18 protein-coding genes and 1 pseudogene are annotated in these 20,677 nt (G+C 66.3%); 14 read left to right on the top strand and 5 right to left on the bottom strand.

What is annotated here, in order from left to right; translation table 11 throughout:
* Window positions 1–1,033 precede the first annotated feature (1,033 nt).
* Window positions 1,034–1,897, top strand: coding sequence for an alpha/beta fold hydrolase (locus GV790_RS13635; RefSeq protein ID WP_163813727.1), 864 nt, complete (start codon window positions 1,034–1,036; stop codon window positions 1,895–1,897).
* A gap of 252 nt (window positions 1,898–2,149) precedes the next feature.
* Here the strand turns inward: GV790_RS13635 and GV790_RS13640 are convergent, their stop codons facing one another.
* Window positions 2,150–2,794 (bottom strand): TetR/AcrR family transcriptional regulator, encoded by a 645-nt coding sequence (locus GV790_RS13640; RefSeq protein WP_163813728.1) that lies wholly within the window; start codon window positions 2,792–2,794, stop codon window positions 2,150–2,152.
* 62 nt (window positions 2,795–2,856) lie between these two features.
* On the opposite strand from GV790_RS13640, the gene GV790_RS13645 reads away from it, so the two are divergent.
* Window positions 2,857–3,336 carry a VOC family protein gene (locus GV790_RS13645; RefSeq protein ID WP_163813729.1) on the top strand — a complete coding sequence of 160 codons (480 nt, stop codon included), beginning with the start codon at window positions 2,857–2,859 and terminating at the stop codon, window positions 3,334–3,336.
* Between the two features lie 10 nt (window positions 3,337–3,346).
* Here GV790_RS13645 and GV790_RS13650 read toward each other — a convergent pair whose 3' ends face one another.
* Together GV790_RS13650 and GV790_RS30750 are read right to left on the bottom strand one after the other, a co-directional pair.
* A complete protein-coding gene (locus GV790_RS13650; RefSeq protein WP_280211731.1) occupies window positions 3,347–4,237 on the bottom strand; it encodes an RNA polymerase sigma-70 factor in 891 nt (296 codons plus the stop codon).
* Entirely contained in the window at window positions 4,234–5,088 is an 855-nt protein-coding gene (locus GV790_RS30750; protein WP_163813731.1) for an SDR family NAD(P)-dependent oxidoreductase, read from the bottom strand. Before GV790_RS30750 ends, GV790_RS13650 begins: the two co-directional genes overlap by 4 nt.
* A 294-nt stretch (window positions 5,089–5,382) precedes the next feature.
* On the opposite strand from GV790_RS30750, the gene qcrB reads away from it, so the two are divergent.
* The 8 genes and pseudogenes from qcrB (at window position 5,383) to GV790_RS30555 (ending at window position 13,926) form a co-directional block, all read left to right on the top strand.
* Entirely contained in the window at window positions 5,383–6,999 is a 1,617-nt protein-coding gene (qcrB, locus tag GV790_RS13660) for a cytochrome bc1 complex cytochrome b subunit (protein ID WP_163813732.1), read from the top strand.
* A 589-nt stretch (window positions 7,000–7,588) separates the two neighbouring features.
* Window positions 7,589–7,951: pseudogene (locus tag GV790_RS31095) on the top strand (acyltransferase family protein); the annotation flags it as partial.
* Between the two features lie 536 nt (window positions 7,952–8,487).
* Window positions 8,488–8,760: a hypothetical protein gene (locus GV790_RS13665; RefSeq protein ID WP_163813733.1), complete on the top strand. Its 273-nt coding sequence runs from the start codon at window positions 8,488–8,490 to the stop codon at window positions 8,758–8,760.
* A 464-nt stretch (window positions 8,761–9,224) separates the two neighbouring features.
* On the top strand, window positions 9,225–10,415 hold the full coding sequence (locus GV790_RS13670; protein WP_163813734.1) for an NAD(P)/FAD-dependent oxidoreductase: 1,191 nt from the start codon (window positions 9,225–9,227) through the stop codon (window positions 10,413–10,415).
* A gap of 185 nt (window positions 10,416–10,600) precedes the next feature.
* Window positions 10,601–11,737, top strand: coding sequence for a hypothetical protein (locus GV790_RS13675; protein WP_218586413.1), 1,137 nt, complete (start codon window positions 10,601–10,603; stop codon window positions 11,735–11,737).
* Between the two features lie 99 nt (window positions 11,738–11,836).
* The gene (locus GV790_RS13680; protein WP_218586414.1) at window positions 11,837–12,235 is read left to right on the top strand and encodes a DUF6223 family protein; all 399 of its coding nucleotides are present in this window, start codon (window positions 11,837–11,839) and stop codon (window positions 12,233–12,235) included.
* Between the two features lie 197 nt (window positions 12,236–12,432).
* The gene (locus GV790_RS13685; RefSeq protein WP_163813735.1) at window positions 12,433–13,443 is read left to right on the top strand and encodes an aldo/keto reductase; all 1,011 of its coding nucleotides are present in this window, start codon (window positions 12,433–12,435) and stop codon (window positions 13,441–13,443) included.
* A gap of 111 nt (window positions 13,444–13,554) precedes the next feature.
* Window positions 13,555–13,926, top strand: coding sequence for a hypothetical protein (locus GV790_RS30555; RefSeq protein ID WP_175585888.1), 372 nt, complete (start codon window positions 13,555–13,557; stop codon window positions 13,924–13,926).
* Between the two features lie 195 nt (window positions 13,927–14,121).
* Here GV790_RS30555 and GV790_RS13695 read toward each other — a convergent pair whose 3' ends face one another.
* Window positions 14,122–14,502 carry a DoxX family protein gene (locus GV790_RS13695; RefSeq protein ID WP_163813736.1) on the bottom strand — a complete coding sequence of 127 codons (381 nt, stop codon included), beginning with the start codon at window positions 14,500–14,502 and terminating at the stop codon, window positions 14,122–14,124.
* 79 nt (window positions 14,503–14,581) lie between these two features.
* Here GV790_RS13695 and GV790_RS13700 point away from each other — a divergent pair, with 79 nt between their 5' ends.
* Window positions 14,582–15,442 (top strand): sigma-70 family RNA polymerase sigma factor, encoded by an 861-nt coding sequence (locus tag GV790_RS13700; RefSeq protein WP_163813818.1) that lies wholly within the window; start codon window positions 14,582–14,584, stop codon window positions 15,440–15,442.
* A 182-nt stretch (window positions 15,443–15,624) separates the two neighbouring features.
* Here GV790_RS13700 and GV790_RS13705 read toward each other — a convergent pair whose 3' ends face one another.
* On the bottom strand, window positions 15,625–15,885 hold the full coding sequence (locus GV790_RS13705; protein ID WP_163813737.1) for a TetR family transcriptional regulator C-terminal domain-containing protein: 261 nt from the start codon (window positions 15,883–15,885) through the stop codon (window positions 15,625–15,627).
* A 5-nt stretch (window positions 15,886–15,890) separates the two neighbouring features.
* Here GV790_RS13705 and GV790_RS13710 point away from each other — a divergent pair, with 5 nt between their 5' ends.
* From GV790_RS13710 to GV790_RS13720, 3 genes are all read left to right on the top strand, one after another.
* Window positions 15,891–16,904: an MFS transporter gene (locus GV790_RS13710; protein ID WP_163813819.1), complete on the top strand. Its 1,014-nt coding sequence runs from the start codon at window positions 15,891–15,893 to the stop codon at window positions 16,902–16,904.
* A 1,131-nt stretch (window positions 16,905–18,035) separates the two neighbouring features.
* Window positions 18,036–18,437, top strand: coding sequence for a hypothetical protein (locus tag GV790_RS13715; RefSeq protein WP_163813738.1), 402 nt, complete (start codon window positions 18,036–18,038; stop codon window positions 18,435–18,437).
* 814 nt (window positions 18,438–19,251) lie between these two features.
* Window positions 19,252–20,268: a sensor histidine kinase gene (locus GV790_RS13720; RefSeq protein WP_163813739.1), complete on the top strand. Its 1,017-nt coding sequence runs from the start codon at window positions 19,252–19,254 to the stop codon at window positions 20,266–20,268.
* Window positions 20,269–20,677 lie beyond the last annotated feature (409 nt).

A 20,677-nucleotide genomic window follows, 5' to 3' on the forward strand; every position in this document is an offset into this window, starting at 1 on the left:
GCGGAGCCCGCCGGGCGGGGTCTGGGGGGTTGCACCCCCGGAAAACACGACGAACATCCCCGTTGGTGAGCGCTTTCCGCGAACAGGGGTGGGCGAAGGGATGTGAGTGCCGAGTGTGGGACTCGAACCCACACGTCCGTGAGGACAACGGTTTTTGAGACCGTCGCTTTCGATGTTTGCAGTGATGGGGGAGTGTTGGCCCCGACGGTGATATCGCGCTGACCAGCGAATTTGCTCGTTGGTGTCGTTGGGTGTCATGGACACGCTCAGGCACTGCTGCGGACTGATTGCGGACCGAACCGCGTACGGAACGGTTTCGGCCACGGTCGAATCCGTGGGCGAGGTGCATCGGGAGGGTGCGATTGCGCACTGCCCAAATATCAAGCCCATACCCATCGAAGGTGCCGGTGGCGAGTAGGGCGCCCCCGGGGGTGAATTCGGCAGACCATCACCGGTTTCGATCCACGGCCTGGGCGGCGTTGATGTCGCAGCAGAACAGCTTGGTCGCGGCCCTGCGTAGCGCGGGTGGCGCAGGAAAGCATAGACGCGATCGGGCCGGACATGGTCACCTCTTCGCGGGTCTCGAGATGCAGGGCTTCTGCACGTTCATGCTCAACGAACTGGTGCCGCTCGTCGACCGCTGGCATGAACAGTACGCTGCCGACCATTGCCTCAGGCTGATACGGCATAAGCCAGATCTTCACTGGCAGCGGCTGCAACGGGTGGGCGCTGCTCGGAGGGGTTGCGCGGGGCTGTGTTTGCTATTTCAGCGGGTATGCGGCATCTTTTACGGCCAGGAGAGCCGGGAAGTCTGGTCGGCGTGCGTGGCCCCATCCGGGGTCGGGACCGACGTCGACGAAAGATGACTTGCACTGATGAGCTCACCTCCTTCCCGGCAACGGCCCGCGCTGTTGGCATCGAGGACCCTGGCCGGAAGCACGACAGATCACCGCGATCCTGCTCATCGACGCCCGTTGCCGCGCGCTTCTGCTGATTGCCGCGATCATCAGATTGATCTGGGCCGGGTGAGCCGATGAGGTCGGCTTACCTCAACGCACCCAGTCGTGAACTGATCCGTCTGTGGTGCAACACCCAGTTGCAGGACTCGGCCATCTCTCACCGGCAGTGGAGCATTACGACCTCGGCCGGGCTGACTAGTGTCGTGGAACTCGGCCACGCACGCGAGCCGGAGCCCGTAATCGTGGTCGTCCCAGGAACGAATATGAACACCGCGGCCTCACTGCCATTCCTGGCGGAATTGGCCTCGCGGCGCCGAATCATCGCCCTGGACATACCAGGCCAGCCTGGACTCAGCGCGTCGCAGCGGCCGAGCAGGGACCGGATGACCTGGTACGGCCGGTGGCTCGACGAAACGCTGGAGCAAACCGTGCCCAATAGGGCCGTGCTACTCGGCCACTCGCTGGGCGGCGCGATAGCGCTGGCCTGTTCGTCGCAGCGGATCGCTGGCCGCGTACTGGTCGCGCCCGCCGGGCTCGTGCGTCTGGCGGTGCCGCCCCGCCTGTTAACGGCCACCCTCCGCTGGCTCGCCGCCCCGTCCTACACCAGCACGGGTCGACTTCTGCAGCTGATGACGAGCCCGACACGCGGTGCCACACCGGACCTGGTCGAATGGATGACCTTGGTCGCCCGGTACTGCCGGACCACCCTGGCGCCAGCGCCTTTGAGCCCGCAACTACTCGCCGGCTGTCGGTCGGTTCCGACCCTGGTCGCCACTGGCTCCCGCGACATCTTCTTGCCGCCGCAGCGCCTTCGCCCTGCCGTCAGCGCACATCTGGGTACCGAGCTGCGGGTGATCGCAGACTGTGGACACTTGGCCCTCGACGACCATCCGACCCGCGTCGCCGATCTCGTTGATGAACTTGCCGCAAGCATTTGACGCCATGGTCGGGACATGCCACGGCAAAATCGTCGTCGGTGCCGCGATCGCGTTACTGGATCAGCTGCGGGATCTGGCCGACCGGCTGGAGATCGTCATCGTCGATATGCTCCGGAGGACCCTCCGGATGCTCGACGAAGCGATGCTTCGGAGGGGCCGGGTGCTGTGGGTTGGAATCACACCAAGGCGGTCATCGAGGTCCATTTTCGGGGCAGAACGGCGGACGCGGCGGGATCGGTGTTGGTGAACCGATCAGGGTGTGAGTAGGTGGGCGGTCACCGCGCTCGCCAGCCAGTTTCGGTATTTGGTTGCCGGCCAGCCGCTTTCGCGGCGCAATAGTCGGAACACGTGTGGTGAAGCGAGGGCGAAAAGGCTGTCGGCGGCGGTGTCGGGGTCGATGTCGGGCCGCAAGCTGCCGTGTTCGGCGAGGCTTCGGACGAAGGCGGCCCAGAATGCACGGGTTGCGGCGGCTCCTGCGTCGGCGCCGGATTTCAATTCTGGATCGGCCGATGCGGCGTCGACCCCGACCATGATGAGATCGCCGGCGCGCTCGAGCAGGCCAGCGGTGTAGTCCACGATCATGCCGACGGCCGCGATCGGATCGGATTCGGCCAGGGCGGTCTGTACTTCTGGTCGCTCGGCCACGGCGACCGGTTCCTCGTCGCCAACCGTGGCTACGTCGAGCGCGTGCCGGAAAAGAGCGAGCTTGGTGGGGAATGCGTCATAGAGGGTGCGTTCCCCGATCTCCGCCCGGCGTGCGACCTCCCGCATCGTCGTGGCTACGTATCCGCGTTCGACGAATAGTTCGGTGGCGGCCTGCCGAATCGCGGATCGGGTGGCGGCAGCGGCCTCGGCTCGTTTGGTGGCCCGGTAGGGCCTCTTGACGGGTCGGCTCACGAGGAGGATTCTATCAATATTAACCGCAGTGTCACTGCGGCTAAATTTAGGAGGTGGATCCGATGCCCGACCTCGCAGGTATTCATCACGTCAAGATCCCGGTCTCCGACCTGTCGCGTTCGGTGCGCTGGTATCGCGAAGTCTTCGGGATGCGCCCGACCCTGCAGTTCGCTGACAGCAGCGACGGCGTGGTGCGTGGAGCGGCCGGCGACATGCCCGGTCTCGGCCGGGTCCTGGTCGCTCTGCGCGAGAATCCCGTGGCGGCGACCGGTTGCAAGGGCTTCGACCCGGTGGGCTTCGCGGTGAACGACCGCGCCGATCTGGAGCAGTGGGCGACCCACCTCGACGGGCTCGGGATCCCGCATTCGCCGGTCATCGACGCCTCGATCGGCTGGCTGTTGGTCTTCGACGATCCCGATGGCGTGGAGATCCACCTGTACACATGGGAGGCCCACGGCATCGATCAATCGGGACGCCCTGGGTACGGCATGCCGGTCGCGGACCCAGAAACCTGGGAACCCGACCCACTGCGCCCGCTCTGACATTCGGGGCTCACCTGGCGAGTGCGACCGGTTCATTCAGCCGCGCCAGCTTCCGTGGGTTTGCGATCGCGTAGATCTGGGTGATCCGCTCGTTCTCGACGACGAGGCTCAGCGCCGCTGTCTCGCTGTTGATGTCGATTCGGCCGCCGAGCGTGCCGTTGAGCCACACGGTCGTGGTCGCGAACGTGGCCGCCACCCGGTTCAGGCGCGCGAGCGATTTCGCGACCCGTTCCGCCCCGCGCAGAGGAGTCCTTGTGGCGGTGACAAGCCCGCCGCCGTCTGCGATCAGGACCACATCCGGCGCCAGCACCTCCATCAGGTCCCGCAAGTGCCCGGTTCGCAGCGCCAGCAGGAACCGCTCCACCACGGCCTGTCGCTCCGATCTACTGACCCGCATCCGCGTGTGCCGAGCCGCCACATGATCGCGCGCTCGCCGCGCAATCTGTCGAACTGTCGCCGCGGACTTGCCGATGGTCTCGGCGATGTCGCCGTACGGCAGCTCGAAGACCTCGCGGAGCACGAAGACCGCGCGTTCGGTCGGTGTGAGCGTCTCGAGTACCAGCAGCATCGCTGTCGAGATGTTGTCGGCCAGCTCGACGTCCTCGGCCACGTCGGGCGTGGTCTGCAGCGGTTCGGGCAACCAGGGGCCGATGTATGACTCCCTGCGCCGAGTGAGCGTACGCAGCCGGGTGAGAGACTGCCGGGTGGTGATCCGGACCAGGTAGGCACGCTGGTGCCGCACCGTGTCCAGATCGACGCGCGCCCAGTGTAGCCAGGTCTCCTGCACGACGTCCTCGGCGTCGTCAACCGAGCCGAGCATCTCGTAGGCCACCGTGAAGAGCAGGTTGCGGTGGGTGAGGAAAACCTCGGTGGCAGGGTCCTGACGCTTGTTCTCGGTCACGGCCTGGGCGCCGGGGAATAGGTATTGGCAAGCGCGGCAACCCGGTCGGTGCCGGCTGTTTCCGCGGAATCGTCCTGGAGGTCGATGCCGCCGGCCAGCCAGCCGCCATCGATGGTGAACACCGCCCCGGTGATGAACGACGCGCTGTCGCCGGCCAGGAAGGCGACCAGGTCGGCGACCTCCTCGCTGCGTCCGGGCCTGCCCAGTGGGAATCGGCTGCCGACGTGGAGGTCCTCGCCGATCTTCCGGGTGAGGTCGTTGCTGGCGACGTAGCCCGGGCAGACGGTGTTGACCCGGATACCAACGGGCCCCAGCTCCAGGGCGGCCGACTTGGCCAATCCGATGACACCGTGCTTGGACGCCGAGTACGCAGACGACATTCGCACACCGGTGAGCCCGGCCGCCGACGATGTGACTATTACCGAGCCGCCTCCTACCTCGCGCATCGCGCCGCCGGCCGCTTGCAGGCCGAGCAGTACGCCGCGCAGATTCACTGCCATCGTGCGGTCCCATTCCTCTAACGGGTAGTCCAGAACATCGGCCCAGTGCCCTGTCGCGGCGTTGAGATGTGCGATATGGACGGCGCCGTAGCGGGCAACCGTCTCGCGGATCATCGCATGGTTGTCCTCGGGGGACGCCACGTCGACTTGCCGCCCGAACGCCTCGCCTCCGGCGGCCACGATCGTTTCGGCCGTCCGCTCGACAGCGTCGAGAGTGCGTCCGGCGCAGCACACCCGCGCGCCCCGCGCCGCCAGCGTTGCCGCGGTTGCCGCACCGATACCGGACCCCGCCCCGGTCACGACCGCTACCTTCCCGGCCAGCGATACCCTTGCCTGCTCCGTCCGCGTCATCACGTGATTCCTGTCTATCCGAGCTCGAGTCCTGAGGTCCGGCATAAGACGTCAGCGATGCGGTCCTCCGTGACAGCCCCAGCGCGTGACCCGCGCCACAATCTGTGGCTGGGGCAGTGGCCGTACGGCGGCGTTCTCGCGCTGACGACGTGCACGCATATCGCGCAGGACGTGGAAGCCGTTGGCGAGCAGGCGAAGACACCCGACGGTGATGTGCATCACAACATGTCAGAAACGCGGGTTCTGCGACGTCTTGTGTGCAGCCGCCATCGAGGTTTGGGAGGTCGTGGATTCATGAGCACTGTGGTCCGGAGTGCGGACGCCGCCGACGAGCGTTACCGTGGCGCGGCGTTCGTCCGGCGTTCGATCAACAAGGTATTCCCGACGCACTGGTCGTTCCTGCTCGGTGAGATCGCTCTGTACAGCTTCATCATCCTGCTGCTCAGCGGCGTGTACCTGACACTGTTCTTCGACCCATCGATGAGCGAGGTCGTCTACGACGGCGCGTATCAGCCGTTGCGCGGGACGACCATGTCGCGTGCCTACGAGTCCACCCTGAACATCAGTTTCGAGGTGCGTGGGGGACTGTTCGTCCGACAGGTACATCATTGGACCGCACTACTTTTCGTAGCCTCGATGATCGTGCACATGGGACGAATCTTCTTCACCGGCGCGTTCCGCAAGCCACGTGAAGTCACCTGGGTCATCGGCTGCCTGCTGCTGATACTCGCCCTGTTCGAAGGGTTCTTCGGCTACTCCTTGCCCGACGATCTGCTCTCGGGCACCGGATTACGCGCGGCGTTCTCCGGCATCACCATCTCTGTTCCGGTCGTGGGAACCTGGCTGCATTGGCTGCTCTTCGGCGGTGACTTCCCCGGCGATATCATCATTCCGCGCCTCTACATCACCCACGTCTTGCTGTTCCCGGCGCTCATGCTGGCGCTGATCATCGCCCACATCGGCATCGTCTGGTACCAGAAACACACCCAGTTCCCCGGCCCGGCGCGGACCGAGAACAACGTCGTCGGTACCCGCATCGTCCCGGTGTTCTCGCTCGATCAGAGCGCGTTCTTCATGTTCACTCTCGCGACCGCGGCGCTGATGGGCGGGCTGCTGCAGATCAATCCGGTCTGGAATCTGGGCCCCTACAACCCGGCTCACGTTTCGGCGGGGTCGCAGCCGGACTTCTACATGATGTGGACCGACGGGATCGCGCGCCTCATGCCCCCGTGGGAGCTGTACATCGGCCGCTACACGATCCCCGCGGCGTTCTGGGTCGCGGTGGTGATGGGTCTGGTTCTGGCAGTGCTGGTTGTGTATCCGTGGATCGAGAAGCGGCTGTCGAAGGACCGAGCACACCACAACCTGCTGCAACGGCCCCGAGACGTGCCGGTGCGCACAGCGATAGGTGCCATGGCGTTGACCTTCTACCTCGTGTTGACCCTGGCGTGCGTCAACGACATCCTCGCCCTGACGTTCAACCTCTCACTGAACGCCACCACGTGGTTCTTCCGGATCGCGGTCTTGCTCGCCCCGCCTGCCGCCTACTACCTGACCTACCGGATGTGCCTGGGCTTGCAGCGCAGCGATCGCAGCGTGCTCGTCCACGGCATCGAGACCGGCGTGATCACACGGCTACCCCATGGCGAATACATCGAGATACATCAACCGCTGGGACGGGTCGACGAGCACGGGCACCCGGTTCCGCTCGAATACCAGGGCGCCAGGGTTCCGAAGACGATGAACGCACTCGGCGCGGCAGGCGCACCGGGGCCCGGATCGTTCCTGCGCCCGGATCCGCCGGCCGAATCCGCCCGGGCTGCGGCGATCGAGCATGCCGAAGAACGCCGGCAGCTGGCGGTGCTCCGCGATCATCAACGACGTGCTAGCGGCGCCGGAGGCGAGCGGTGAGGCTGCGGCGCAGGGCAAGCAGGCAGGGTGCCGAAGAGGAATACGGGCTTCTGTTCCCGATAGCCAGCGCCACCAGCGAAGAGGGGGCGCGGAGTATCCGAGACACTCTCCGCGCCAACGGTATCCGTTCGACCACGACGGGATTTCCGGCTCCCGGCCGGGCTCCACGCATCCGGGTGCTGGTCTTCCCGGAGGATGCGCCACGCGCCTACCACGTGATATGTGCCCACACCACCTAGGCGATCTCAACCAGCCCAGCCGGCGGCCCGAAGTCAGTGCAGGATGGCATCTGTCGCCTCCGGCGCGCGGGCGGATTCGTCTGCATCTGGCGGCCATGTCGGTGCCGTCCTGTAGCGCTGAGCGTGATCGATACTCTCGTCGCCAGTACGGCGGGCCAGGGTGCGGCGCTATAGGGCTGCTCGAATTGCCGGGTCGGCTGTTCCTGGTTAACCGATCGATGATCGGTTGCGCCGCCGGACGCGGGGGCGCATGGGATTTGCGGTAGGAGATTTCGTGGTGCCAGCGTCACCGTCAATGTGTATTCGGCGCGGTGTCGGGATCCTGCTCTCGAACAGTGAGCGGCTCCATCGTGGTGTCGAGCGTGGCGACTGCCCCGTCGACGTCGAAATCCGATACCTACCGCCGGGATCTGGATGGTCTGCGTGGGGTCGCGATCGCGCTGGTCGTGGTGTTCCACATGTGGTTCGGGCGAGTGTCCGGGGGTGTGGACGTCTTCCTGGTGCTGCCGGGGCTCTTCTTCACCGGCTCACTTCTGCGCCGCGTCGAGTCGACCGGCGCGGTACGCATCGGATACACGTTCCGGCGGACTGTGCTCCGGTTGCTGCCAGCGCTGATCGTTGTTCTCGCGGCCGTAGCCGCCGCGACTGTGCTGATCCGGCCTTTTACTCAGTGGTCGGATATCGCGAGGCAGATACTGGCGTCGCTGCGGTACTCGAACGCTACCGGCAGGCGCCGGCCCAACCAACTCCGCCGACGACGTCACCCGACCCGGCACGGGACGGTCAGCGGCCATCCGAGCAGCCGCAGCAACCATCGGCTACCCCGGAGAAGACATCGACCGAACGATTGATTCCCGGCACCCGCAAACCCAACCGCGACCTGATCGTCACACCGGACGAGCCAGACGATGACGACCTGTACTTCCGAGACCGCCGGCAGCGTGGATGGCTCGAATAGAGCGGGACGTCACGATTGCCGTTCGGGCCGACGTCGAACCAACCCACGTGTCGATGCAGTTGCGCAGGCCGCTGCCGCCCGTGTGCAGCAAGCACGGCGAAGCAGCGGTTGAGCGTGGGGCTGCGGTGGTGAAGTTCCACTGGGACAACAACGTTCGCGTCGAAACCACCCTCGGTTCAGCGCTCGCATGGGGATGGCGCAGGCTCAGCCGCGTTCCGCCCTCGACCGCAGCCGAACTCTACGGTGAGTGGCCTCTGCGCACGATGTGTGCGGCACCGACGATGGTCGCGAGTGTTGAGCATCGCCCTGGTATCGGTCGGTCTGATTCCGATGATCGGGTTGACGATGGGGGGCTACCTCGGGTTCGTGCGCGGGCCGATGTCACCGTACTTGGCACTCGCCTTCCTGCCCGGCTGGTTCCCCGGGCTCCTCATGATCGCCTACGTGATCCATGAACGATCGACCAGATACGCCGAAGTTCAGCCGATCCTCAGCGAAACCGACATCGTCGTCCGGGCCCATCCCGCCTTCGCGGCTGCGGTCGAAGCCATGCCGAAGCAGTGAATGCTCACGATGGCAGTCGGCAAGCCGAGCCCATCGACCGACGCTCATGGCCCGATTGCGCCGACTTTGCGGCCTTCGGCGAGGCAGATCAACAGCGGCTCGAACACCTCTAGTCTCGGAACGGGTCGAACTCGGTCATCGATTACGGCAAGACCTCCGAGATCGGATCGAAACGCGGCGGGCTTTGGGGCCCGGCGAGGCGCCTAGTTCGCCACGGGTGACGAGGCCGACCCGAAGTCCTGGACGGGTGTCGGCGCGGTCGGTGGCCGCCTCGATGGCGTGCACCGGTGATGTGAATCACTTCACGCGCCCTATTCGGCCGACGACGTGCGTGCGGAAGCAGCGGTGTCTGGATCGCGCGGCGGCTCAAAGGTTGCCCGCGAGTGTGAGTTGAGTCACAAGATGTCAGGATGCTCGCCCGGTCGGTGTCTTGTTTTCGACCCACTCGGATCGAAGGAGACATCATGGGCAAGGGCATCGAAGTAGTCGTGGTCGGCGGCGGATACGCCGGAGTGATGGCCGCCAATCGTGTGCGGCAGCGCGAGGACGTGACCGTGACCGTGATCAATCCGCGGCAGGTATTCGTCCCGCGACTTCGGCTGCACCAGCTGGTAGGCGGGACCCACGATGCCGTCGTCGACTACCAGGAGGTACTCGCCGAGAGCGTGAAGCTGGTGGTCGACAATGCGACGCGCATCGACGCGACCGGCCGGACCGTGACCCTCGCCGGCGGTGGCAGCATCGGCTACGACTACCTGATCTACGCGGTAGGCAGCCTCAGCGGTGGCCCGCAGGTTCCGGGGGCGGCCGAATTCGCCTATCCGGTCGCGACTTTGGAGGCCGCGCAGCGGCTGCGGTCGGCGCTCTTCGACACGCCGATGACGACCACGGTGACGGTCGTCGGGGGCGGCCCGGTTGGTATCGAGACCGCTGCGGAGCTCGCGGAACAGGGTCGCAGTGTCAGGCTGGTCTGCGGCCGTGTCGCCGGCCCGTCCCTGCACCCCAGTGCTCGGCGCACGGCCCGCAAATACCTCACCGAGCTGGGCGTCGAAGTGATCGAAGGGCCGGAGGCGTCGGTCACCGCGGTGACGCCGGAAACGGTGGAACTCGGCGACGGCCGCATCCTGGCGAGTCCGGTCACCATTTGGACTGCCGGTTTCGGTGTGCCCGATCTGGCCGACCGCAGCGGGTTGAGCACCGACGACCTCGGGCGCATGATCACCGACGAGACCCTGACCAGCATCGACAGCGATCGCATCATCGCGGCGGGCGACGCGTCGGCACCGTCGGATCTGCCGTTCCGGATGAGTGCCTACATCGCCGGATGCCTCGGCGCCCACGCCGCCGACACGGTGCTCGCCCGGATCGCGGGGCAACGGCCGGCGCCGATCGACCTGGCATTCCAGGCCATGTGCTTCAGCTTCGGCCGCAGCGCCGGGATTTTCCAACTCCTGCACAAGGACGACACGGCCAAGCGTATGTACTTCACCGGGTTCATGGGTCGCCGGCTCAAGGAGTACTCCTGCGCCGCCAGTGTCAAGCATCTGGTGACCGAGGCGCACAAGCCTGGGTCTCACCACTGGCCGAAGGACGGGGAGCACCGGCCCGCCCTGCTGCAGGCACGGGACGAGGGCCTTACGGCGCCGAGCGCGTAGACACCGGTGTGTCGCTATCGCCAGCGCTACCGCGTGCGACAGCGCTCGTATCGAGAACACCGCGCACCGTGCGCCCGCACCGGCCCCGATCGAACGAGACGCATTCGTCTTGCGTCGACGCCGAAAAGCCCACTCACTGTGTGCGCTGACACAGGCCCACGACCAGACCGTTCAAGGGAGTAGACATGATCACGCGGGCATCGCTCGCCACCGATGAGCATCCGTCACGATGGCCGACCGTGGCCGGAGCGGTTGTCGTGCTCACGATCATCACCAGCGTTTTGCTCATCGCCTTCGCGTGGCCTTCGGTGCGGTCCTCGGTGCACGATGTGCCGATCGCTGTCGCTGGGCCGGCCCCCGCGGTCGCCCAGATCCGGACCGCACTCGAGCAACGGGTGCCGGGCGGCTTCGACATCGCTGAAGTCGCCGACACCGCGAGCGCTGAACAACTCATCCGCGACCGTCGGGTGTACGGGGCCATCGACCTCAGCTCCGGCGCTCCGCAGGTCATCGTCGCCTCGGCGGCCGGCACTGCGGTCGCCCAGACCCTGCAGACCATGGCGGCCGGGCTCGGGCAGGACGGGAATACCGCTGCGCCCCCGGCGGTTCGCGACCTCGCTGCCCTGCCCGCCGACGACCCGCGTGGCGCCGGCCTGTCCGCCGGTGCCCTGCCGTTGGTCATGGGTGGCCTGCTCGCCGCGGTGCTGCTGACCAAGCTCGTGCGTGGCTCCGGTCGTCGTGTCGCCGCGTCACTGGCCTTCGCGGTCACCGGCGGCCTGGCCGTGACGGGGATCCTCCAGTTCTGGTTCGGCTCGATCGCCGGCTCCTACCCGGCCAATGCCGGTGCCGTTGCGCTGAGCATCGCGGCGGTCTCGCTGACCGTTGTCGGGCTCGAATCGGTGTTCGGTTACGCCGGAATCGGGATCGGTGCCGTGGTCATGATGCTGATCGGCAACCCACTCTCGGGCACGGCTACCGCCCCCGAGATGCTGCCGGGCTGGTCCGGCGCACTCGGGCAGCTGCTGCCGCCCGGGGCCGGTGGTCGGTTACTGCGATCGACCGCGTTCTTCGACGGCCGCGGCGCTCTCCCCGCCATCACGGTACTGGTCGTCTGGGCCGTTCTCGGGGTGGTGCTGTGCCTGATCAGCGGACTACGCGCACGCCGCGCCGAGGCAGCCGCAGGTCCTGTGACGACACTCTCGTCCTCGGGCGACAGCACGCCGTCATCGCGCGGGTCGATCCACGTCGAATCGACAAGCCCTGAACGTGAGGGTGGGAAGGGGAGGCGCGCCCTCGCCCGCAACGACACAGTGCGGCGGTAGCACCGGTCGCCCTGCTCAACGATCGATCCGGGCGGTGGGTGAATACCAGGACCGGACAGCCGCTCTCGCCCGCACGCTCAACGCGAAGGAGAATCAACAGTGTTCATCGAGGACCTGGCTGCCGCAGCGGCGGCCGAACATTACTGGGCCGCCGCCTACGGTCCTGGCTCCGGCAGATTCGGAGCCGTGGTGGCTGCGGTTGTCGCGGTGATCAGCCTGCTCGCCGGCAGTCTGGCCCTGACTCGCTCCACCCGCCGGCCCGGTGCCGGTCGTGTTCTCGCCGTGTCGGCGCAAGCGATCGGGTCGACCGGCATGGCGCTTGCTGTCTGGCACATCGCCCGCTCCGCCGATGGTTTCGGCACCGGCAACGGGCGAGCCGGTGCGATCGTGGCCGCCGTGCTCGCGCTGGCCGGCATCGTGCTCGGCGGCTTTGCCCTGTGGCGCACCGCTGGACGAGCCGATCCACCCAGCGTCATCACCGCTGGACGGCCACGGTAATCCAGGCGACGGAATATCCCTCGTGCCCGGCGGGTTCATCCGGGCGCAATCCTGGCAACGCATTCGCCCGGTCCATCGGAGTATCTGTCGCTGCGAAGCCATATTCATCGAAACCGCTTGCAAGAGAACGAGAGAAGAGAATGTGTGATAACGCTGCGCGCAGTATCATCCCCACCCGCCGGCTCGGACTGACCGGGATGGATATCACCCGAGTCGGTTTCGGTTCCTGGGCCGTTGCCGGGTCGGGGTGGCGTTTCGGCTGGGGCGCGACCGATGACGCCGAGTCGGTCGCGGCCATCCGCCATGCCATCGAATCCGGCGTGAACTGGGTCGATACCGCTGCCGTGTACGGGCTGGGACATTCGGAGGAACTCGTCGGGCAGGCGATCGCCGGCCTGCCCGAGGCAGACCGGCCGTTCGTGTTCACCAAGGCCGGGCTGGTCTGGGACCCTGACAATCCCAGCGCGGCGCCCAGCCGGATCATGCGCCCCGACAGTGTGCGCCGCGAGGTCGAAGACTCGCTACGCCGGCTCGGCGTCGACCGCATCGACCTCTACCAGGTGCACTGGCCCGACACCGGTGAATCCCTCGAGTACGCCGGCGACGGCCACGGTTCGGTGTCCCCGAACGCGACTCCGCTGGAAGAGTATTGGCAGGTCATGGCCGACCTGAAGGCCGAGGGCAAGGTACGGGCGATCGGGCTGTCCAACCACACTCCTGACCTGCTCGACCGAGCCGAGAGTGTCGCGCACGTCGATGTGATCCAGCCGCCGTTCTCCGCGATCAACCGCTCCGCGGCCGCCGAAATCGCCTGGGCCGCAGCGCACGACACTGGCGTAATCGTATACTCGCCGCTGCAATCGGGGCTGCTCACCGGCGCGTTCACGGCCGAGCGCGCCGCCGCCCTGCCCGCCGACGACTGGCGGGCCGCACACGCCGATTTCACCACTGGCCTGGCCGCCAACCTCGCTCTCGCTGATGCCTTGCGCCCCATCGCGGAACGCCGTGGTGTGAGCGTGGCCGAGGTCGCCATCGCCTGGGTGCTGGCCTGGCCGGGGGTGACCGGAGCGATCGTGGGCGCCCGCCGACCCGAACAGGTGGACGGCTGGCGCGGTGCGGGTGCGGTCGAATTGACCCCGGCCGATCAGGACGACATCGCCGCCGCCATAGCGGCGACAGGCGCGGGAACCGGCCCCGCTCGACCCTGACCATCGACTCAGCCCTCGGCCGGTGTCCGGAATGATTCCCCAGCCACTCCGGCGCATCGGCCGAGGTCCGTCCGGCCGACGCAAATGCCGAGAACTCGCAGGGATATACAAGTGACCGCTGTCTGCTGGATTCTGTTGATGGTCGGCGGGATGATCACCCACGCCACCACTGTCACCCCGGCACTGTTCATCATGATCGGAATCTGGTCGATCTTCGCCTGGGCGCTCAGCCCTGCCATTCAAGCCGGGATCATGGCCATAGATCCCCAGCGAGCCATGCTCGCCCTCGCGCTGGGAATCAGCGGGCTCTACGGTGGCAGCGCTCTCGGCGCGGCTCTCGGCGGCTACCTCATCGACAACCGTTCCTCGTCAGCGATCCCGTTTGCCGGCGCGGCGGTCGTGGCGCTCGGATGGCTACTCACCGTGCCCGCGGTCCGCGACGCAGGCACTACCGCCGACCCTGATATGGCCCTGCACCGCTGAATTCGCCAGCTGCGCAGACCGACACCGGCGGCCCGGACCTCAACGACAATCGGTGGTTGCGTGTCCGGCCTGACGATTGGCCGGTTCGGGGCGTTGACTCGATGTTTATCGGCGAATTCTGGCGCCACCGCGCGGCCGCGCGGGTCATGGCAGCTACGTGGTGCAGAGTTGCAGACGCGGATCGTACCGGCCGAGTCAGGCGAAGGGCTCGAGCCCGAAACGGGCCACGGCCACGAAGACGGCCATGGCCAGGTAGAACACCTCGGCAACGGCTGTCGTCCACAACCCGCGCCGGATCCGCACGATGATCGCCCCGGCGAACAGCAGTGCCGTGCCTGTCGCGGCCACCGGCACCAGGATCGGCGCGATGTCGAGCACGGCGGGCAGAATCAGACCAACGGCGCCCAAGAGGTCCACTACACCAAGCGCTTTCAGAGCGGACGGGCTGAAATCCTCGGCCCACGCGGCGTACTTACCGGCAGCGACGATCTTCTCCTTGGGGATCACGATCTTGGCGCTGCTGACCAGGAGCACGGCCGCGAGCACGCCGGCGACGATCCACAGTGCGACGTTCATGATTGACTAGCTCCACATGTTCATGTCAGAAAACGGAATTCCTGTTTCTCTGACGGATCACGGCGAGGAAACCAGACACATGAACGGCAACGAACTGCTCGCGAAGCACTTCGAGGAGCATCGCAGCCATTTACGGGCAGTGGCCTACCGGATGCTGGGATCGCTCAGTGAGGCCGACGACGCAGTCCAGGTGGCATGGATCAAAGCGTCCGGCGCCGACATCAGCAGCGTCGCGAACCCGGCAGGCTGGCTGACGACCGTCGTGAGCCGGGTGTGCCTGGACATGCTCCGGTCCCGAGAGTCACGCAACGAGGACTCCCTCGACGAACACGGCGCCGGGCTCGCTACACGGGTTCAGGCCGACCCCGAGGAGGAGGCGGTGCTCGCGGACTCTGTCGGCTCGGCACTGCTGGTGGTTTTGGACAAACTCTCGCCGACCGAACGTATCGCCTTCGTCCTGCACGACCTGTTCGCCGTACCGTTCGCCGACATCGCACCGATCGTCGACCGCAGCTCCGAGACGACGCAACGGATCGCCAGCCGGGCGCGGCGACGGGTGCGAGGCCAGTCGGAGTTGGGCGGCGACCGGGCGCGGCGATACCGCGCTGTGGAAGCGTTTCTGGGGGCCGCGCAGAACGGCGAATTCGAGGCGCTGCTGGCAATGCTCGACCCGGACGTCACCTACCGCCCTGATGAGGCCGCTCGCCTACTGGGTGCGGGGACAGATCTCGACGGGCGTCAGGCGCTGGCCGAGGCGTTCTGCGGAAAGGCGCAGCCGGCCCGTGCGATCATGCTCGATGGCGAGCCGGGCCTGGTGCTTGCGCAGTACGGCACACTGAAGCTGGTCATGACTATCCGATTCACCGGCGAGCGCATCGCGGCGATCAACGCGGTCGCCGACGATGACCGTTTGGCGACAATGGAACTCACAGTGCCCTAGTCGGAGCCGGACCGGTCTGTGTCCGGTCTCCGTCCGATACCGGAAGCTCTCACTGGCAGGCCACTGTTCCATCCGCAGTCGGGTCATGCCCTCGGTCCGGCATTGCCGTGGTTCGGCGAGAACAGGGTGGCAGCCGTTGCCGGAAGGGGAATTCGTCGTCACCAGGTGCGGCTGGCTGCCGGTCAGGTCGTGCGGATATCGAAGATCTGATCGAGGTGGTAGCCGAACACGGCTGCGGCGGCTTCGGCGGTGTGCTGGCCGATCAGGACCGCTGTGCCCAGTCCGTGGCTGAGCATGACCAGCCGTGTGGCTTCGGTAGCGGCGTCGATTCCGGCGGCGAGTTCGCCCGCGGCCGCGGCTCGGGAAAGGGCTTCGGTGAGTTCCTGTTCGAGGCGGTCGATTCCGGCGATGAACGGATGCTGGGCAAGTTCGGGGTCGGTCATGGCCAATAAGGGGCCGGGCGCGGACACGGGTTTTGGCGCTGTGGACCGCGATAGGGATAGCCGGGGGTACGGCGGGCAATGTGCTGGGTGGTGCTCTCACCGAGTGGGGTTCGTGGCGGGCGACGTTGCTGATCAACGTGCCGATCGGCGTCGGCGTTGCGGTGGCCGCGTTCGGTGTGATCGCCCCCGATGTTCGCGCGCAGTCTCGTCCACGCCCGGACATCCCGGGTGCGGTCCTGGTCACCGCCGGGCTCATGTCCACGGCGTACGGGATGGGGGAGGCTGCGGTGCGCGGCTGGACGGCACCGGTCACCATCGCCGCGCTGACGGCCGGGATCTTGTTGTTGGGCGGATTCGTTCTGGTCGAAACGTTGTGGGCAGACAACCCGCTGATCCCGGTGCGGTTGTGGCGGATCCGATCGGTGGTGGTGGGAAATGCGATGATGCTGCTGGCAAGGGCGTGCTTGAATCCGATGTGGTTCTTTCTGACGCTGTCGATGCAGAACGGCCTGGGTTACGGTCCGCTGCAGACGGGCCTGGCTTTCCTGCCCCACACCCTCCTCGCCGTAGCCGTGGGTGCACGGCTCACCCCATGGTTGATGGACCGAGTCGATGGCCGGATCCTCATCGCCGGCGGAGGGCTGTTGGCGGCAGCGGGGTTTGCCTGGCAAGCCCGACTCGACGCCGCTAGTGGCTATGTCGACGGGATCCTCGGGCCCGCGATGCTGTTCAGCATCGGCGCCGGATTATTGAACACCCTACTGACCGCCGCGGTGACCGCCGGCGTCGACCCCGCCGACGCGGGAGCCGCCTCCGGGTTGATGAACACCGCCAAACAGGTGGGTGCCGGGTTCGGGCTCGCCATCCTGGTCACCCTGGCAACACCGGACAGCGTCGAGGGGGCAGGGCAGAACGTGCTCGCCGGCTACGGACATGCCTTCGCCGTGACCGCTGTAGTCATGCTCATCGCCGCCCGTCGGCGCCACGCTGCTTCCTCGCCAGCGCCACCCGGCAGCTAATTCCAGTTGAGTTCGACCGGCTCGTGCGGCCCCCGTCGGGGGCGCACACCTGATGTTCATTCCCGGCAACGTCATTTGTAATTCGGCCCCAACCGTTCGTTCGGCGGTCGGCGTCGTCGCGATCGGCCGCGCGGGCCGGGGTGGGAGAGTTGACCTAGAGACACCGGCATCCGGTTCGGCGAGGCGACGGCGCTTCGGGTGATGGACGTCGATCTAAAGGCCCGTCGGATCCGGGTGCGCGCTCGGTATCCGCGACACGGACCTGCCCTGGCGCCAGCATAGAACCGGCCGCGACGGCATCGAGATCGCCGGAGAACAGGTGCCCGACTGCGATGTCGCAGCTCGGGGGATAGTTGGATGGGCCGCTGGCCCGCGTCACCGGCATGCACGGACACCAGCTTGCCCGGTGTTGCGGCCGCCGTGCGCGTGGAAACGCAGGGCAATTCATTGCCGGTACCGCCCGGGCGTTTACCACGGCAGCACACCGCGCGGAGATAGTCAGTAAGTAGGAGCGTCGACTGAATCGCTCGATCGTCGAGGCCACAACGGGCTCTTGGTAGTCGGCGGCGAAGTCCGGACGAAACCCAACCCGTACAGATCCTTGCCGTTGGCCGCGCGTAACGCTCCTACCAGGCGCAATGGCCGATATTGACCTCTATCCAGCCTGGCAAGTATGCTCCCCTCGATCGGCCACACGTGTGTCCGATCAAGCCCTGAGCCGCCTGGCCGGGGCTTTTTTCATGCCCGCAAGCCCCCGACAGCTCGTCGGGGGCTTGTTTACGTTCGGAGGTGTTTATCTGTGGCCATTTCGACCGGATTGGCAGTGACAGCAGCGGGAGGGTGGGGGACGATCATCCTGGTGGTTGGGATCGCCCTAGTGCGTGCCCGGCCGGAGGATGTGCCGAAGGTGGTCGACGCGTTCGGGAGGTTCTTCTGCCGATGCTTCCGCCGGCGGGGGCATTGTGAGCGGAACGCCAGGCAGGCGAATTCGATGGAAGAGCTGGACCTTTGAGCCGTCGTCGTGCCCGCCGCCACGATGCGTTGGACAGTCGTGTCGCCAATAGCCTTCTGCGTCGAGAGATCGACCACGAACTACTTCCGGGATGGATGCGGCGAGGAGACGCCGCTGCTTTGCGTCTATTGCTCGACCGGGACGTGGTCGCGGCCATAGAACTGCTCGCTGAGCACGTGGATGTGATGGAGGGATATGAGGACCACAGATACGAAACGGCTGCGAGATACCTGGTGACACAACTGGTTCAGACCCTGGTCCGGGCTCATCCCGAGTACGAAGAGCTCGGCAAGGAGTTGACGTATGGCGTCGGCAGGCTTTCCACTCTGCTCAGGTATCACCCTGAGTTCCGTCGCAGGATCTTGGAGTACCTGCGTGGAGAGGAACTTGCCGGAGAACGGTTCTGCGCAGAATGCGGAGACCGGCTGAAGCAGGGAAACGTCGGGCGGCCCCGGAAGTACTGCAGCCCGAGGTGCCGAAAGCGGCGCTCCGGCCGGAGGCTTCGCCGGGACAGTATCTGAGGGGATGATTGCCCAGTCCATGTCGTCGGAGATACGGATCGCGTAGGCAACTCCGAGCGCACCTCACATCGATGGGTCCCGCCCGGCGAGCAGGGTATAGGAATAGGACCTATGTGGTGTCCATAACGGGCCGCGTCGGGATCAGGTCGGCCCCTGGCACATTGCCGGGGCCGACTTCGGTGTTGTGGCTTCCATCTCGGGTGCGTGGCTGGTGTCGAGACCATCTGACAGCGGTTGGTGCCGGGCAGGTGTCAGGTCAACACCCTTACCGAAGGGCCCCGAGGGTGGCTCCGGCGGCGGGAACGCCCTGCGTTGGGAATACCGGGCCTGGCACAGCACGGTCCTCATCTGTTCCGGTAAGGGCTGCCGATGCCTGTCTCACCTTCGACGTTGGGGTAAGAACGCGGGCGGGGTAACAGCGGTGAATAGCGTGCGTGTTGCGCGTCGTGACTACAGCCGGGAGTCCATCGAATGACCTCTGGCGACAGGCGAATCGTTGAGGCCTGGCAGTCAAGCCTGACGAGTTGGATCCGGGAACGCGGGTTGTGCGCAGCACGACTTGCGCCTGCCGAGGCACTATGGAAGGGCAGTGCCAAATACGGATTCCGGTGGAGAACTGATCGGCCGACTGGGCGCGCCTGTGGAGTCGAGCACCGTGCCCGCACTCCCGGCGATGGACTCCGCCGCGGTGCGTGCGCGCGGCGACAACGCATTCACGGTTCCGGACCAATCGACCGAGACACGCTGGCGGGTCCGCACCTTCGTACAGCAACCGACCACGGCGGACCCAAGCGAAAGAACAGCCGCGGTCGCGATGTCGCTGGCAACCTCGGACGCGACCGCGGAACGATTGCGGACCATCGAACTGAGTGTCGGCGCGATCCTCTTGGCCGCGATGACCCTGCTGGCAGCCATATTGGTGCGACTGGGGCTGATCCCGTTGACCCGCATCGAACTCACCGCCGAGGCGATAGCGGCCGGCGACCTCGATCGCCGGGTCGACGACACCGACCCGCACACCGAAGCCGGTCGGCTCGGCGCCGCTTTCAATGTGATGGTCGATCGCCAGGCACAGACGATGCGGCAGCTGGAGGCATCCGAGCAGCGTATGCGCCGGTTCATCGCCGATGCCTCGCACGAACTGCGCACGCCTTTGACCACCGTGCGTGGCTTTGCCGAACTGTACCGGCGCGGCGGCGCGCAGGCCGATCCGGAGATACGGGAGCTGATGGGCCAGATCGAGGGCGCCGCGATCAGGATGGGGTTACTGGTCGATGATCTTCTCCTGCTGGCCCGACTCGATGAAGAACGGCCACTGGACCTGACAGAAGTCGACCTGGTCGGTATCGCCGAAAGCGTCGTGCGGGATGCGAAGACCCGTGCACCGGACCGCACCATCAGGCTACTGGCCGGCAACGGTGCGCCGCGGGTGATCGGTGACGATCTCCGCTTACGTCAGGTCGTCGCCAACCTGGTCGACAACGCATTGGTGCACGCGCCGGCTCCGGCAACGGTCACCGTCAGGGTGAGCACCAGCACCGGTGTGCCCGACACCGACCCGGTCGCCGCCGAAGCCGGTGGGGACCTGCCTCCGGCGTCGGAATATGTGGTGCTCGACGTCGCCGACGACGGTCCGGGCATCCCACCGGACAAGGCGGCGCACATGTTCGACCGTTTCTACCGGGCCAGTGACTCCCGCTCGGGAACCAACGGTTCCGGTCTCGGCCTCGCGATCACCGCCGCGATCCTCACCGCCCACCGTGCGCGGATCCGGCTTCACACAGAACTCGGTGAAGGCGCGCGGTTCCGCATCCTGTTCCCGCGGAGCTGAACCGGATTGGTCCTGGCAGGCGAGGGCGCGTACCCGCAGCGCCAGCACCGGTGCCGCATCCAGGACCCGTCTACTCGAGCGTGAGACACCGGCGAGAGGGATCTGGCCCAGTGGTGATGCCGAGGTGACGACGAAGGTACGACCGGCACGTGGGTCGACCCCGATCGCAGTGGGGTGTTGGTCGGTGCGGTGGCCGAGAAGTGTTTCGCTACAAAGAAGTTCCGAAGTCGTAGACCGTGGCCGGCTATCGATCGCTGCTGGACACACTGGTGCTCCCGAGATGGGAGTCCGTGCCCGCACCACGGACATAGCGCGCCACCCGGATCCGACGGGCCTCTAGATCGACGTCCATCACCCGAAGCGCGGTCTATCGGCATCGCGGACAGTCTCATGCAGGGACGCCGCCTCG

This window comes from Nocardia cyriacigeorgica (assembly GCF_010858045.1).
GTDB classification, from domain to species: domain Bacteria; phylum Actinomycetota; class Actinomycetes; order Mycobacteriales; family Mycobacteriaceae; genus Nocardia; species Nocardia cyriacigeorgica_E.